Source organism: Romboutsia sp. (assembly GCF_051659545.1).
GTDB lineage: Bacteria > Bacillota > Clostridia > Peptostreptococcales > Peptostreptococcaceae > JBOFOR01.
On sequence record NZ_JBOFOR010000075.1, the window covers coordinates 17,262 to 32,866 of the forward strand.

General features: G+C 28.4%; 12 protein-coding genes and 1 other annotated feature. Of the genes, 1 reads left to right on the forward strand and 11 read right to left on the reverse strand.

Annotated elements, in window-relative coordinates:
* Window positions 1–207 precede the first annotated feature (207 nt).
* Window positions 208–4,470, reverse strand: a complete 4,263-nt coding sequence (locus ACRC03_RS04290) for an acyl-CoA dehydratase activase-related protein (RefSeq protein WP_438651316.1) — start codon at window positions 4,468–4,470, stop codon at window positions 208–210.
* 232 nt (window positions 4,471–4,702) lie between these two features.
* Window positions 4,703–6,298, reverse strand: coding sequence for a Na/Pi cotransporter family protein (locus ACRC03_RS04295; protein ID WP_438651317.1), 1,596 nt, complete (start codon window positions 6,296–6,298; stop codon window positions 4,703–4,705).
* A 164-nt stretch (window positions 6,299–6,462) separates the two neighbouring features.
* Here ACRC03_RS04295 and ACRC03_RS04300 point away from each other — a divergent pair, with 164 nt between their 5' ends.
* A complete protein-coding gene (locus tag ACRC03_RS04300) occupies window positions 6,463–6,633 on the forward strand; it encodes a hypothetical protein (protein WP_438651318.1) in 171 nt (56 codons plus the stop codon).
* A gap of 238 nt (window positions 6,634–6,871) precedes the next feature.
* Here ACRC03_RS04300 and ACRC03_RS04305 read toward each other — a convergent pair whose 3' ends face one another.
* From ACRC03_RS04305 to ACRC03_RS04345, 9 genes are all read right to left on the reverse strand, one after another.
* Complete coding sequence (locus tag ACRC03_RS04305) at window positions 6,872–7,285, reverse strand: phosphate signaling complex PhoU family protein (RefSeq protein WP_438651319.1); 414 nt, start codon at window positions 7,283–7,285, stop codon at window positions 6,872–6,874.
* A gap of 12 nt (window positions 7,286–7,297) precedes the next feature.
* Window positions 7,298–7,522 (reverse strand): hypothetical protein, encoded by a 225-nt coding sequence (locus ACRC03_RS04310; RefSeq protein ID WP_438651320.1) that lies wholly within the window; start codon window positions 7,520–7,522, stop codon window positions 7,298–7,300.
* Between the two features lie 71 nt (window positions 7,523–7,593).
* Window positions 7,594–8,166: a substrate-binding domain-containing protein gene (locus ACRC03_RS04315; RefSeq protein ID WP_438651321.1), complete on the reverse strand. Its 573-nt coding sequence runs from the start codon at window positions 8,164–8,166 to the stop codon at window positions 7,594–7,596.
* 144 nt (window positions 8,167–8,310) lie between these two features.
* Window positions 8,311–9,591: an ammonium transporter gene (locus ACRC03_RS04320; RefSeq protein ID WP_438651322.1), complete on the reverse strand. Its 1,281-nt coding sequence runs from the start codon at window positions 9,589–9,591 to the stop codon at window positions 8,311–8,313.
* A 251-nt stretch (window positions 9,592–9,842) separates the two neighbouring features.
* Window positions 9,843–10,781 carry a dipeptidase gene (locus ACRC03_RS04325; RefSeq protein WP_438651323.1) on the reverse strand — a complete coding sequence of 313 codons (939 nt, stop codon included), beginning with the start codon at window positions 10,779–10,781 and terminating at the stop codon, window positions 9,843–9,845.
* A gap of 134 nt (window positions 10,782–10,915) precedes the next feature.
* The gene (gene gap / locus ACRC03_RS04330) at window positions 10,916–11,947 is read right to left on the reverse strand and encodes a type I glyceraldehyde-3-phosphate dehydrogenase (RefSeq protein ID WP_438651324.1); all 1,032 of its coding nucleotides are present in this window, start codon (window positions 11,945–11,947) and stop codon (window positions 10,916–10,918) included.
* 216 nt (window positions 11,948–12,163) lie between these two features.
* Window positions 12,164–13,372, reverse strand: a complete 1,209-nt coding sequence (locus tag ACRC03_RS04335) for a homoserine dehydrogenase (RefSeq protein WP_438651325.1) — start codon at window positions 13,370–13,372, stop codon at window positions 12,164–12,166.
* Window positions 13,373–13,540: 168 nt separating this feature from the next.
* Window positions 13,541–13,777 (reverse strand) — a binding site (T-box leader).
* A gap of 146 nt (window positions 13,778–13,923) precedes the next feature.
* Window positions 13,924–14,622 carry a TIGR00266 family protein gene (locus ACRC03_RS04340; RefSeq protein WP_438651326.1) on the reverse strand — a complete coding sequence of 233 codons (699 nt, stop codon included), beginning with the start codon at window positions 14,620–14,622 and terminating at the stop codon, window positions 13,924–13,926.
* Window positions 14,623–14,634: 12 nt separating this feature from the next.
* On the reverse strand, window positions 14,635–15,474 hold the full coding sequence (locus ACRC03_RS04345; RefSeq protein ID WP_438651327.1) for a YihY/virulence factor BrkB family protein: 840 nt from the start codon (window positions 15,472–15,474) through the stop codon (window positions 14,635–14,637).
* Window positions 15,475–15,605 lie beyond the last annotated feature (131 nt).

Consider the following 15,605-nt stretch of genomic DNA (forward strand, 5'->3'; position numbering starts at 1 on the left):
CCTATTAGCATATAGAATAATCCTCCGTTTATAAATTATGCCCCATTTTAATGAACATTATAAAAAAAGCTTAATATTCGTTAAAATGCCAAAAATACCCGACTTTATAAAAAAGCATTTCACAACAAAGTTCTGACCGTATCGAACTTATAGCTTTAAACTTACGTTTTATTCTTCAAATATTCGGGTTTTTAAATATAAATCCTATTAATTGTTAATATTTTTAAATGCATTTGAAAGCATTAATTTTATTCTATTTAATTGATTAGTTTCGCTAGCTGAAGGGTCATAATCAATCGGAATAATATTTGCATTTTTATTTATTCTTTTTAATTCTTTTATTGAACCTTTACCTGTTATATGATTTGGTAAACAACCAAAAGGTTGCATACATATAATATTATTTACACCATCATTTATTAATTCAACCATTTCTCCGGTCAATAGCCACCCTTCACCAGTTTGGTTACATACAGAAACTATAGGGTTAGTCTTTTTTGCTAATTGTTTGATACTATGAGGTGCTTTAAATCTTTTACTGTTTTCAAGTTCCTTTTTATAAGACTTCATATAAAAATTCATAATTGATATTGAACCTTCTCCCAAAACTCTATTTACCCATTTACCCTCTAAGAATTCGTGTTTGTAAACCGTATTCAAAGCACAGCTTAAGAAAAAGTTTATAAGTTCTGGTACTACAGCTTCTCCACCTTCTTTTTCAATTATATCAACTAAATTATTGTTTGCCACAGGATGAAACTTAACTAATATTTCTCCAACTAATCCCACCTTGGGTTTTTGTATTTCTACAATTTCTAAATTATCAAAGTCTTTTACTATGTTTTTTATATTTTGAATAAATGTAGGTGTATTAGCGTTTAATAAAGATGTTTTACAAATTTTTACCCATCTATCATATAAATCATTAGCACTTCCAGAGGACTTTTCATAGGGTCTGACTCTATAAAGTACTTTCATAAGTAAATCTCCATAAACTGCGGCCATAAGTAATCTATGAACTAGTTTAAAAGTTATATTTTTTATTAATCCATTTTTCTCCATTCCGTTTACACTTAAAGAAATCACTGGTATATTGCTAAACCCTGAATCATGGAGTGCTTTTCTTAAGAATCCTATATAGTTTGTAGCTCTACATCCACCACCAGTTTGAGTTATTACTACAGAAGTATTACTTAAATCATATTTATTAGATTTAAGTGCACTTATTATTTGTCCCACTACTATTATAGCCGGATAACAAGCATCGTTATTTACGTATTTTAATCCCTCTTCTATAATTTGATAAGTATTATCATTTAAAACTTCTATATTATAACCACTTAATTTAATGGCCTCTTCGAAAAATTGAAAATGTATGGGAGACATTTGTGGGGCTAAAATAGTATCTTTTTTTGATAACGTTCCTTTTCTATAGACAATAGGTTTACTTTTCATATCTATTCTATTATTGTTATTTAATTCTCTTTCTACCATAGCTGCTTTTAAAGATCTAATCCTTATTTTTGCTGCTCCTAGATTATTACCTTCATCTATTTTTATTACAGTATATATTTTTGAACTTTCATCTAAGATTTCCTGTACTTGATCTATGGTTACCGCATCTATTCCACAACCAAAAGAGTTTAATTGAACTAGTTCTAGGTTTATTTCATCCTTTACAAAATTTGCAGCCTTATACAATCTAGAGTGGTATACCCATTGATCTACAACCCTTAGTGGTCTTTTAAGTTTAGCTAAATGGCATATAGAATCTTCTGTTAAAACTGCCATACCTAATGAATTTATTAGTTCTGGGATTCCGTGATTTATCTCTGGATCTAGGTGATAAGGTCTACCACTTAATATAATTCCCTTCAAATTATATTTTTTTATTTTCAAAAGAGCTTTTTCACCTTGTTCCTGTATATCTTGTTTATAATTTTCCTGTTCTTTAGTTGCAATATTAATAGCTTTATCTATATCTGATTTCAAAATACTACTGATATGAATTTTTAATTCTTCGTAAAGTCTATTTTTTAGCTTCTCTTTATTATTTAAGCTTATAAAAGAATTTATATAAGTAACACTATTTTCTTTTATTTCATCTACATTGTTTTTTATAACTTCAGAATAAGATATAACCACAGGGCAGTTATAATGATTGTCTGCTGTGCTATCTTCTTTACTTCCATTTGTTATAGATGGATAGAAAATTATTTTTACATCTTTTTCTATTAGGTTAATTATATGACCATGAACTATTTTTCCGGGGTAACAAACGGTCTCAGAAGCTATAGAAGTTATGCCTTTTTCATAGATATTTTTTGATGATCTATCAGATAAAATAACTCTAAAGCCAAGTTCTGAAAAAAAGGTAAACCAAAAAGGATAATCTTCATACATATTTAAAACTCTAGGGATTCCAATTTCTCCTCTATAAGCTTTGGCTTTAGGTAATGGTTCATATTTAAATAGCCTATCTAGCTTATATTTAAATAGGTTTATATTTTTATCATTGTCTTTACTTTCATTTTTATTATAAATTAATTCACCTTTTTCGCATCTATTTCCTGATATAAATATATCTTCATCAAAATCAAAAAATTTATTTATCGTTAATAAGCACTTATTTTGACAACCAACACACCTTTTTACGTCTACATATAATGTTATGTTTTGTAACTGACTTTGATTGAGAAGCTTAGTCTTATATCCTTCTTTGTAGTTTTCTCTAGAAATAAGTGCAGAACCAAAAGCACCCATTATTCCAGATATAGATGGTCGTATAACCTCTTTTCCTATTAAACTTTCAAAACTTCTAAGAACTAGATTATTATAGAAAGTTCCACCTTGTACTACAATATTTTTTCCTATATCATTTATATCTCTTATTTTTATTACTTTAAAAAGTGCATTTTTTATAACCGAATAAGATAAACCTGCAGATATATCTGATACACTAGCACCTTCTTTTTGAGCCTGTTTAACTCTAGAATTCATAAAAACAGTACATCTTGAACCTAAATCAACTGGTTTTTTTGAGTATACACCTATTTTAGAGAAATCCTCTATACTCATAGATAAAGAAGATGCAAAAGTTTCTAAAAATGACCCACAGCCTGATGAACAAGCTTCATTTAATATAATGTTATCTAGTACACCATTTTTTATTTTTAAACACTTCATATCTTGTCCACCAATGTCTAATATAAAATCAACATCATCTTTAAAGAATTTAGCACCTTTATAATGAGCTATTGTTTCTATTTCTCCACAGTCTATTTTAAGAGCCTTTTTTATAAGGCCTTCTCCATAGCCTGTTACTGTTGAGTAAACTATTTTAGCATTTTCAGGAATATGTTCATATATATCATATAAAGCCTTTATTATGGTCTCTAATGGATTTCCTTGGTTACTATTATAGTATGAGTAAAGTATTTCACCTTCATCATCTATTAATACTGCTTTAGTTGTTGTTGAACCCGCATCAATTCCTAAATAGCAATTTCCAGTATGATCTTTAATGTTTTTATATAAAACATTATTTTGACTATGTCTTTGTCTAAAAACTTCATAATCTTCTTCACTCTTAAATAAAGGTTCTAATTTATTTATACAATTTGCATCACCAAAATTGTCTTTTTCAATGTTTTTTACTTTTTCTACAATAGATATGATATCAATTTCTTTTTCTTCTCTTGACAATAAGCTAGCTCCCATAGCAATGTACAGTTGTGCATCTTCTGGTACTAATATATCCTCATTTGATAAATCAAGCAAATTCTTAAAAGCTACTCTAAGTTGAGGCAAGAAGTACAATGGGCCTCCTAAAAAAGCAACCTTACCTTTAATTTTTCTTCCACAAGCGAGTACACTTATAGTTTGTATTACGACTGCATTAAAAATACTCATAGCAATATCACTTTTCTTAGCACCATCATTTATAAGAGGTTGTATATCTGTTTTTGCAAATACACCACATCTAGATGCAATAGGATAAATTACTTTATAGTCTCTAGCTAGTTCATTAAGACCAACAGCGTCGGTTTGCAACAGAGATGCCATTTGATCAATAAATGAACCCGTTCCTCCAGCGCATATACCATTCATTCTTTGATCTATTCCGCCACTTAAATATGTTATCTTTGCATCTTCTCCTCCTAGCTCTATTACTACGTCTGTTTCAGGATTAAAATATTCAATTGCCTTTGTAGATGATATTACTTCTTGAACAAACTTTACTTCAAGCTTCTTAGCTATATCAATTCCACCTGAACCTGTTATTACAATAGTCACTCTTGAATTCCCTAGTTTCTTATAGATATGGATTAATAAATCTCGTACAGATTTTTTTATATCTGAGAAGTGCCTTTTATATTCTTTGTATACTACACTGTCATTATTATCAAGTACTACTGCTTTTACTGTAGTTGATCCTATGTCAATTCCTATATTAAATAATTCATTCATTCTATCCCCCCATAGTGAGTATATATCCTTGACTATTATAGTATTTTAATAATTTATATTCTTAGTTAGTTATAAAATATGACTATATTTTGTATAAATTGATATATTGTTAAAATAAGGGTAACACTATTAGTTTGAATTTTTAACCAATTTTTATTGCTAATTTAAAATGAATTTATTACTAAAAAAGTACCTTAAAATAATTAATAAAAATTATTTTAAGGTACTTTTTCTAATTTAATATTCTTTGTGCAATATTGCAACAATGGTCAGAAACTCTCTCTAAATTACTTATTAATTCTAAGTATAATATTCCAGAATCTATTGAACATTCATTATTATTTAGTCTGTATATATGATGAGCTCTTAAAGATTTTTCCATTTTATCTACTTCAATTTCTATTTTTATTACTTTATTAGCTAATTCTTTATCTTTGCTAGTAATAAGTGTTGTTATAAGTTCATAATTTTCTTTAACTTTACTATACATATCATTTATTTCTTTTTCTGCAGTTGGAGATATGTTAATATCTTTATCTATTACAATTGTAGCTAACTCTGCTATATTTTCAGAATGATCTCCTATTCTTTCTAAATCATTAATAGTATTAAATAGATTGTCTACATCTTCTATAAAATGGCCAGGCAAAGAGGTCTTAGATAATTTCAAAAGATAATTAAGTAACTTTCTTTGATATTCATTTACTTCTTTTTCTATTTTAAAAGCATTTTCTACACTTTTTTTTGACTTATTCAAAAAACCATCCATTGAGTTGTATAAACATTCTTTTGTTACGTTGGTCATTTCTAAAGTTTCTTTTAATGTATTTCCAAGTGCTATAGATGGTGTTTCTAAAATTCTTTCATCAAGATATGTATTATTATCACTTTCTGAATCGTCTTCAGGGATAATTTTCATTGCCATTTTTACTATTAATTTAGAAAAAGGTAAAATTAATAGAACAGAAGCTATATTAAATAATGTGTGAGTATTTGCTAATTGTCTAGCTACGTCATTAGGATCTATTTTAGTCACTATACTAACTACAGGTTTGTTTAAAAATAATAAGAAAATCATTGTTCCCATAACATTGAATAACAAGTGCATAACCGCAGCTCTTTTAGCATTTCTATTTGCGCCAATACTTGAAATTAAAGATGTAACACATGTTCCTATATTTTGTCCGTAAAGTATAGGTAGAGCTGCAGGCAAAGGTATAATACCTTGAGCAGCTAAAGCTATAAGCATTCCCATAGAAGCACTAGAACTTTGAACTACCGCAGTTATAACAAAACCCGCAAGTAATCCAAGTAAAGGTTTTTGCCCAAATATTATAAGAGCATCTGTAAATCCTTTAAATTCTGCTAAAGGTTCTACAGCTTCTTTCATAAAATCCATTCCTGTAAATAATATACCAAATCCTAATAGTATTTCTGATATATTTTTAGTTTTACTTTTAGATGAAAATAAATATAAAATAATTCCTATACCTAAACTAATAGGAGCTAAGCCTTCTAATTTAAAGCTTACTAACTGAGCAGTTACAGTTGTACCTATATTAGCACCCATTATAACGCCTATTGCTTGTGACAATCCCATAATGCCAGCGTTTACAAAACCAACTACCATTACAGTAGTAGCACTAGAACTTTGTATTATAGCTGTAACAACTGTACCAACTAAGACTCCCATTATAATATTACTAGTTAAAAGTTCAATTATTCTTTTTAGTTTATCTCCTGCAGATTTTTGAAGACCCTCTCCCATAAGGCTCATTCCATATAAAAAAAGTCCTAGTCCTCCAACAAGACTAATTGCTATATCCAAATTATTACCTCCTTTGTATATTAAATATGCTACTTATAGGATTATCTATTTTTTTATTTATAATGCATTTATAAACTAAAATTTATATTAATGTTAATTTAGAATATAAAGAGCTTTTTTGGGTTAAATTAGTAGTGAAACACATTTTAAATTAGGAGGAATTTATGGCAAAGAACAAAAGTATGAAAAAACCTAAACAATCTAAAAATGTAGCTAAATCTAGTTTAGAAATAGCTGAAGAACTTAATATTGATCCTTCACTAAGACCATCTAAAACTGGATCAGTAAGTCAAAATACTGCAAAACCTATAAAACCTAAAAAATCATCAAAGTAACTTTAAATTATTATTTTTTACTAGCATGTTAACAAACTCTCTCATAAATAATAGAGACTTGGATTATAATCCAAGTCTTTTTTAGTTAACCTACGAATAAAAGTTTTACACCTTGATTTATATTGGCAACATCTTTTCTCATTGCACTCATGGCATCGATATATAAATCATTATATAGATCATCAATTATATCATCTTGAATACCTGCTTTATGAGCGAGCTTGTCATCCTTGGTTTTTTAATGATTTTTTACGCTTTGCAACATATATAGGCTAATATCTTTCATTTTAGGAATTTCTACAAGTTCCTCAACGTATTCATCCATACCTATTTTTATTGTTTCCATAGCTATATTTACAGCATAATCACCAATTCTTTCTAACTCCATACAAATAGCTCCTAGTGCATAAATTATTCTTAAGTCCTTTGCAAGAGGTTGCTTAAGAGCCATTAACTCTATACTTTTTTCTCTTATAATCTCTCTTAAATTATCTATATCATCATCGAGAATTAAAATGTCCTTGCATCCTTCTAGATTTTTGGCCACCATTGCATCTATTACTTTTGATACAATATTTTCACATAGTTCGATCATATCAACTGTTAAATCTGTTAAATTATTTATATTTAAATCTAAATTACTTAGGTTCATATTGTTATCTACTTACTTGTGACTTTTAACCAATTCTCTACCAAATATAAAATCTATTATGGAATATCCCTTAGATACAAAAGGTGTTAATCCTTTATAGAATACAAATCCTATTATTAGTAATAAACTTATAACTGCAACTAATGCGCTAATTAAAAATATTTTTTCTGTTAAAGCTTCTATAAAATATTTATTTTTATTTGACTTAGTAATATTTAAACTCTTTTTTAATTCCATAAGTACCTCCAATATCTATTCCAAATAAAATCTCCCTGCGATAAGAGAGATTTAAATTAATTAGAATTATTTTATTTTATTTTTATTAGACCATTATCTTCTACTACTGTTTGTGCCTCTTTAGTAAGTTCCTCTGACTTATATCCAACTTTTTCTTGGAATGCATCCCTAGTTCCAGATCCATCTTCTCTACTTACTACTACTATAGGAATATCTTTACCGCTAACTTCCTTCCAATTGACTATCTTGCCTTTATATATATCTTTTATTTGATCTAATGTAAGATTTGTTACAGTATTAGATTTATTTATTATTAGGGCTATTCCATCGTATGCAATTTCAACTTCCTTAAGCCCTGTATTTTTTTCATCTTCTTTTAAATCACGAGAAGACATTCCTATTTGAACCGTTCCATTTATACAATCATTTATACCCGCTGATGAACCTAATTGGTTTACTTGTACATTTATAGTTGGATTTGATGACTTAAATGCTTCGCCTTCTTTTTCAATTAATGGACCTACAGAAGTTGAACCTGATATGGTTACATTACTGCCACTTTCTTGTGGTTTAGAACATCCAATAATGCTCATAGACATTACCGCTATACTTGTCAATATAGCAATTAACTTTTTATTGCTCATGTTAATCCTCCGTTTTACTTATAGTGTTTTATACTTTCAATTAAATATAAAGAAATATAAAAATGTTAACCACTTTACTTGTACTCATATTTTTTTATAAGTTACATTTAAAGAGATTAACATTTAATTTGATAAATTTAATATTTAATTTGATTCAGAGTTCAGTCTAGAATTGAGTATAGATTTATCAGATACCTCAAACTCACTATAAGCAAGTTCACCATGCAAAGCCAAATCTAATCCTACAACTTCCTCTACCTCATCTACTCTTATTCCAATAACTAAATCTATTAATTTAAGTATTACACATGTTATTATAAGAGAGAATATAGTAACGGAAATTACACTTATTAATTGAACTGCTAAAAGATGAGAATTTCCATACAAAATTCCATCTGCTCCTGCTGGATTTATTTTAGTACTAGCAAATATGCCTGTAGCTATACATCCCCAAATACCACCAATACCATGACATCCAAAAGCATCTAGAGCATCATCATATCCAATTTTTTTCTTAACTATATTAATAGTATAAAAACATATTATACCACCGACTACACCGATTATCATAGAAGCTTGAACATTAACAAATCCAGCTGCAGGTGTTATTGCAACAAGCCCTGCTATTCCACCAGTTATAAATCCAAGTAAAGTTGGTTTTCCATTTAATTTCCACTCACAAACCATCCAAGCTAATGCAGATGCTGAGCCTGCTGTATTTGTAACTAGAAATGCATTTACTGCTATATCATTTACAGCAAGTGCACTCCCTGCATTAAATCCAAACCAACCAAACCATAATAACGCTCCACCTAGTACAGTCATTGGGATATGATGAGGAGCTGCGCTATCTATATCTTTTCTTTTTCCTAGCATTATAGCAACTACTAGAGCTGATATTCCTGAGCTAATATGAACTACAGTTCCTCCAGCAAAATCTAATGCACCTAATGTTTTTAACCAGCCACCATCACCCCATACCCAGTGAGCAATTGGATCATAGATAAAAGTACACCATAATATTAGAAATACAATAAATGCCTTAAATTTCATTCTTTCTGCAAATGCACCTGATATAGGTGCTGGTGTCAATATTGCAAACATCAACTGGAATATCATAAACAATTGATGAGGAATTGTTGTACTATACGATTCATTAGGTAAGAATCCAACTTCATTTAAAAATAAGTATTTGAAGCCTCCTATAAATCCTCCTATATTATCTCCAAAAGCTAGTGTGTAACCGATTAGCACCCATTGAATCGATACTATTCCTAAAGAACAATAACTATGCATTGCTGTGCTTAAAATATTTTTCTTTCTAACCATACCTCCATAAAATAAAGCTACTGCTGGTGTCATTAGCATAACTAGGCAAGCTGAAAAAATAACAAATGTTGTATCCACGTAATTAATACTGTTCATTTTTTACGCCCTTAATAAGTTATATTTTTTAACTACTTTATCCCTCGTTGGATTTGTAGCTTTAATGTATTTCAAAAAGAAGAGGTCTATAGAATTCTAATATATGAATTCTATAGACCTCTTAGTCTATCTAAAGGTACTTCATCGTACCTTTTTTTATTTTTATAATATAATATTATGTACTTTAACACTATTTGTCAATGCTTTAAATGTTAAAAAACTAACATTAATTGTTTTAACATTTAAAGTTTTTAAAGAACGTCCTTTATAACCCTTAAAGCATTTTTATACATGATTTTTTCAATATCTTTTTGAGAAAATCCAGATTTTAAAAGAGAATTTTGAAGCTTTTCTATTTGACTTATATTTTCTATTTCTAATCCATTTGGTATTCCATCAAAATCAGAACCCATAGATACTACATCTATTCCACCTATATTTACAATATGCTTTATATGCTTTACCATATCTTCTACTTTAGATATGTACATATCGCCTAGAAATGCTTTGTAAAAGTTTATTCCTGTTACGCCACCTTTATCTGCTAGCGTTTTTATCATATCATCGGTAAGATTTCGAGTTACATTTGTTATAGTCCTTGAATTTGAATGAGATGCTATAAATGGCTTTTTAGCTATTTTAGCTACATCATAAAAGCCGCCATCATTTAAATGAGATACATCTACTATAATACCTAATTCATTCATAGCTTCAACAGTATCTATTCCAAAGGGCTTTAATCCTTCATTCTCAAATCCTTTTATACTATGAGAATAGCCTATTTCATTTTCATAATTCCAAGTTAAAGTAATTAACCTTACTCCTATTTCATATACAGAGTGTAAATTTTCTATTTTTCCATGTAATGCAGCTCCTTCTTCAATTGAAAGCATAGCCGATATTTTATTTTCATTTTCATTTTTTAATATATCATCATAATTTTTAATTAATGAGATACTATCTTTATATTTGTAGACTTCTTCAAAAAACTTATTTGACATAGCTTCAAATCTATTGAAAGGATCATTTTTATAAAGTTCTAAGTCAAAATAAAGTGCAAATACTTGGACTAATGAGTTAGCACTTTTAAGTTTTTGTATATCCACTGAAAAAATATTGTCAAAAAGATTACTTCCTTTATAATCCATTAATTTATCTATGGTATCACAATGTAAATCTATTAATTTCATAATTATCATCTCCTAACTATGTAAAATGATATCATAAATATATACTTATATACTATAAAATTATTTAAGCTGTAATTTTATAGTATATAAAAAGAAGAGAAATTTAATATTTCTCTTCTTTTTAATTTACTTAATTATATATTTTTAACTAAATTCATATTTTTTACTATGTAATTTACTAAATCAACAGTTCTAGTTGAATATCCCCATTCATTGTCATACCAAGAAATTACTTTAACCATGTTGTTGTCTAACACCATAGTTGATAGTCCATCTATTATTGATGATCTTGAATCTTGTCTGTAATCAATAGATACTAAAGGCTTATTACTATATCCTAAAATTCCATTTAAACTAGTTTCAGAGGCTTCTTTTAATGCTATATTTACTTCTTCAACTGTAGCATTTTTCTTAAGTTCGCATACTAAATCAACCAGAGAAACTGTTGGAGTAGGAACCCTTACAGAGAAACCATTTAATTTTCCTTCTAATTGAGGTAATACTTTTGCTACAGCTTTAGCAGCACCTGTAGTTGTTGGTATCATTGATTCAGCAGCAGCTCTTGCTCTTCTTAAATCTTTGTGATTTTTATCTAATATTTGTTGGTCATTAGTATATGAATGTATTGTTGTCATTAACCCTTTTTCTACTCCGAAAACTTCATCTAATACCTTAACAAATGGTGCTAAGCAGTTTGTAGTGCAAGAAGCATTTGATATTATACTATGTAATTCATTATCATATTTGTCTTCGTTAACCCCCATAACGATAGTTATATCTTCATTGATTCCAGGTGCAGTTATTACTACCTTTTTTGCACCAGCTTCAATGTGTTTCTGAGCCTTTTCTTTTTGAGTAAATAATCCTGTTGACTCTATAACTACATCTACCCCTAATTCTCCCCAAGGTATTTGTGCAGGATCGTTATGTCTTACTATTTTTACTTCTTTAGAATTTATTACTAAAGTATCCTCATCTTTAACTTCTACTTCGCCTTTATAAGTTCCATAGCAAGAATCATAAGTAAATAAATGAGCTAACGTTTCTGCAGATGCTCTTGCGTTTATAGCTACTATTTCGATATTATCATCTAATCTTTCTTGAGCAATTCTTAATACAGCTCTTCCTATCCTTCCAAAACCATTCATTCCTACTTTTACTTTCACAATATAATCCCCCTTTTGATAATAAAGTCAAGTTTCATGATTATTGTATACTATATATTTTAATAATTCAATATCTTTCAATAATTTAACATTTTAATTATATTACCTCTATATCAGTTAACCACAGCTATAAAGGTAATAAGTAACGTAGATAAACCTACGTTACTTTTGATTAAATAGTTACACTAATATTTTTAGTTTTATTGTAATCATAAATTAACTTATTTTTAGAAGCTTGTTCACGCCTACACAATATCCTTTATCTTTTATAACACATAAGCTATTGTTTATCTCATATTCTGAATTAGCATGAACCATAATAGCTAATTCATCATCATCATCATTTAAGATATCATAGTTTTGCATACATTCTTTTATAACATGTATTATTTCATCTTTTTGGCAGTCCTTAAATCTTAAAAGTGCACTACATTTATTTTTTACTATTTTATTTACCTTTACTCTTGATTTTGTAAACGAGTTTATTGAAGCTGATCTATTATCTAAAATATCTAATAAATCTGAGTAAACCGCACTCCCTGTAGCTAATTTACCGGCTCCTTTACCTACAAAAGATAATTCTCCTACAGAATCTCCATTTACAACAACTATATTAAATTCATTATCTACCATAGCTAGAATACTTTCATTTCCAACTAAAACTGGTCTAACAGATGCACTTACTACATCATCCTCATATCTACTTTGGCCGACTAACTTAATTTTACAATTTAATTGCTTAGCATATTCCATATCCTTAGCATCTATATCAGTGATTCCTTCTAGATATAAATCCTTCCAGTAGACTCTATTATTATAAGCTAGTGTAGATAGTATTGATAGTTTTCTTGCTGCATCATATCCTAAAACATCTGAGTCTGGATTAGCCTCTGCAAAGCCAAGTATCTGAGCTTGTTTTAAAGCATCATCATAAGATAAGCTTTCATTGTACATTTTTGATAGGATAAAGTTAGTAGTTCCATTTAAAATTGCATATATACTATCGATACTATTCCCTTCTAATGATTCTATTAAAGGTTTTAGTACTGGTATTCCTCCTCCTACAGATGCTTCAAATTTTATGTTTACATTATTTTTATTAGATAATTCTACTAATTCATTTCCATGTTCTGCTAATAAATCTTTGTTTGCTGTAACTACATGTATTTTGCTACTTAAAGCTCTTTTTATATATTCTAGAGATGGATTTAATCCTCCTATAAGCTCTACTAGTACATCAATGTTATTATTAAAAACATCATCTATATTAGTAGTTAATTTATCGAAATATTTTTTATCTTTATGTTTTGATTTGTCTTTAACTAATATCTTTACTATTTCTATATCTCTCTTACTTTTATTATTGTCGATTACATCTACTAAGCCACTACCTACTGTTCCATATCCTAAAATTCCTATTCTCATTTTTATACCTCCAGATTTTATTTATATTATTTTTTATAACAAAAAAAGACCCATCCCAATAAAGGGACGAGTCTTATACTCGCGGTTCCACCCAATTTAACGTTCAATGTACACTAAAAAATTAAATTCTTTTATTAATTCAGGAATGCAAAAAACTCCCGTCCTTAATAAAAGGACGGGAGTATAGTTCCCGCGGTTCCACCTAATTTAATTTTCAACTGTAATTGAAAATTCACTTTTCACTTTAACGCAGTTAACGTCTAATCTTACTAGAACTATAATAAGTAACTTCAGATAGAAGCTCATAGGTAGTTTTCAACTTATCTAACTAAAAAAACCTTACAGCCAAGGGTTTCTCTCTCTGGTAATCGATTTAAGTTTACTCTTCCTATTCTTTGCTTTTAGACTATTTAATTTTTATAATACTAAGTATTATTAGTATTATTTTATATAATATGCAGCTACTGTGCAATAATTTACTTATTTTTTTTTATATTTATTTAATTTTATATTTATTTTTTTGCAATTAGTATAATTAGTTGTTATTAAAGTTAGGTGGAGCAAGAGCAAATAAATGGTAAGCTTTGAATCCAAACTTCTCCTGGCCCTGTAAGAGTAGCAAAGAATAATCCTTCTCCTCCAAATAAAGTATTTTTTATGCCACCCACAAATTCAATATTATAATTTATGTCTTTAGTCATTGCTACTAAACAACCTGTATCTACTTTTAGCTTTTGTCCTCTATCTAATGTTTTCTTTACTATAGTACCTCCTGCATGTATAAATACTAAACCATCACCTTCTATCTTTTGAAGTATAAACCCTTCACCACCAAAAAATCCCGCACCAATTTTTTTAGTAAATGCAATGCCAATTTCAACGCCTTTTGCTGCACATAAAAATGAATCCCTTTGACATATTATTTTTTCTTGATATTTAGATAAGTCAATCGAAATTATTTTTCCTGGATAAGGAGATGCAAATGATACTCTTTGTTTATAATCTCCTATGTTGGTAAAAGATGTTATAAAAATACTTTCTCCTGTTATAACTCTTTTTGCAGCGCCCCCTAATGCTGAAAATAGTCCTCCTTTACTAGAACCTCCAAATAATGTTTCCATTCTAACATCTTCATCCATCATTATCATTGCTCCAGCTTCTGCTATTACACTTTCACCATTGTCTAATTCAATTTCTACAAATTGCATATCATCACCATAAAGCCTATATTCTATTTCATGTGATCTCATAATAAACCTCCCCTAAAATGTTTTTTCCCTCTTATTGGATCTAAAGTATAACTTAGCATTTACTTCAGATCCAATAAGAAGAGCCCAACTACTTAAGTATAACCATGTTAATAGTGCTATAATTCCTCCTATACTTCCATATATTATTTCATAATTAGCATAATGATTAGCATAATAAGAATAAACAAATGATACTAATAACCATGCAAAAGTTGCAACAAAAGCACCTGGAGTAGCTTCTTTTATTTGTATTCTTTTATTTGGAGTATAGGTATATAAACTTATCAGTATAATTATTATAGTAGTAATTCCTATACTATATCTACAAATATTCCACACTTTAATAAATATTTTATTAAGTCCAATTAATTTAAAAATAAAGTATCCTATTCTTTCTCCGTAAACTAAAAATATCATTGATGAAAAAATAAGAAGTAATAATATTATAGTAAATAAAAATGCTATAAAAGATACCTTTATAAGTGTTCTTGTTTCTCTAACTCTATAAGACTTGTTCATGCACTTTATAAGGGCTTTTACTCCCCTAGATAAAGTCCATAAAGTCAAGACGAAGCTCATTACTAAAAAACTGAAGCTTCTATTTTCAATAGCCGATTGTATTATAGAACTTACTAAATTAAAAGCACTCGCTGGCATTATATTTTCTAATAATTTTACATATTTATTTAAATGAATTATTGGTATATATACAATACTACTTATTGTAAAAATTAGAAAAGGAAAAAATGAAAGTAGTAAATAAAAGGACATTTCTGCAGCTTTTGAGTTTATTTCAGTGTAGTTAGATTTTTGTATTATACTTATAATATTTTTTTTGCCTGCCTTTAACATAAAATACTCCTTAATAATTTTATTACACTAATATACTATTTAAATTATAATTTATAAATTCCTTTAACTATATAACAACTCATTTAGCTTAAACAATACAAAAAAATATTCTTCCAACACTTTGCCCTTTG

Bases quoted from the DNA above. Each gene is read 5' to 3' on its own strand.
- ACRC03_RS04340 (WP_438651326.1), bottom strand. From the start codon at position 14,622: ATGAGATCACATGAAATAGAATATAGGCTTTATGGTGATGATATGCAA.
- ACRC03_RS04315 (WP_438651321.1), bottom strand. From the start codon at position 8,166: ATGAGCAATAAAAAGTTAATTGCTATATTGACAAGTATAGCGGTAATG.
- ACRC03_RS04325 (WP_438651323.1), bottom strand. From the start codon at position 10,781: ATGAAATTAATAGATTTACATTGTGATACCATAGATAAATTAATGGAT.
- ACRC03_RS04345 (WP_438651327.1), bottom strand. From the start codon at position 15,474: ATGTTAAAGGCAGGCAAAAAAAATATTATAAGTATAATACAAAAATCT.
- ACRC03_RS04300 (WP_438651318.1), top strand. From the start codon at position 6,463: ATGGCAAAGAACAAAAGTATGAAAAAACCTAAACAATCTAAAAATGTA.
- ACRC03_RS04320 (WP_438651322.1), bottom strand. From the start codon at position 9,591: ATGAACAGTATTAATTACGTGGATACAACATTTGTTATTTTTTCAGCT.
- ACRC03_RS04305 (WP_438651319.1), bottom strand. From the start codon at position 7,285: ATGAACCTAAGTAATTTAGATTTAAATATAAATAATTTAACAGATTTA.
- ACRC03_RS04310 (WP_438651320.1), bottom strand. From the start codon at position 7,522: ATGGAATTAAAAAAGAGTTTAAATATTACTAAGTCAAATAAAAATAAA.
- ACRC03_RS04290 (WP_438651316.1), bottom strand. From the start codon at position 4,470: ATGAATGAATTATTTAATATAGGAATTGACATAGGATCAACTACAGTA.
- ACRC03_RS04335 (WP_438651325.1), bottom strand. From the start codon at position 13,372: ATGAGAATAGGAATTTTAGGATATGGAACAGTAGGTAGTGGCTTAGTA.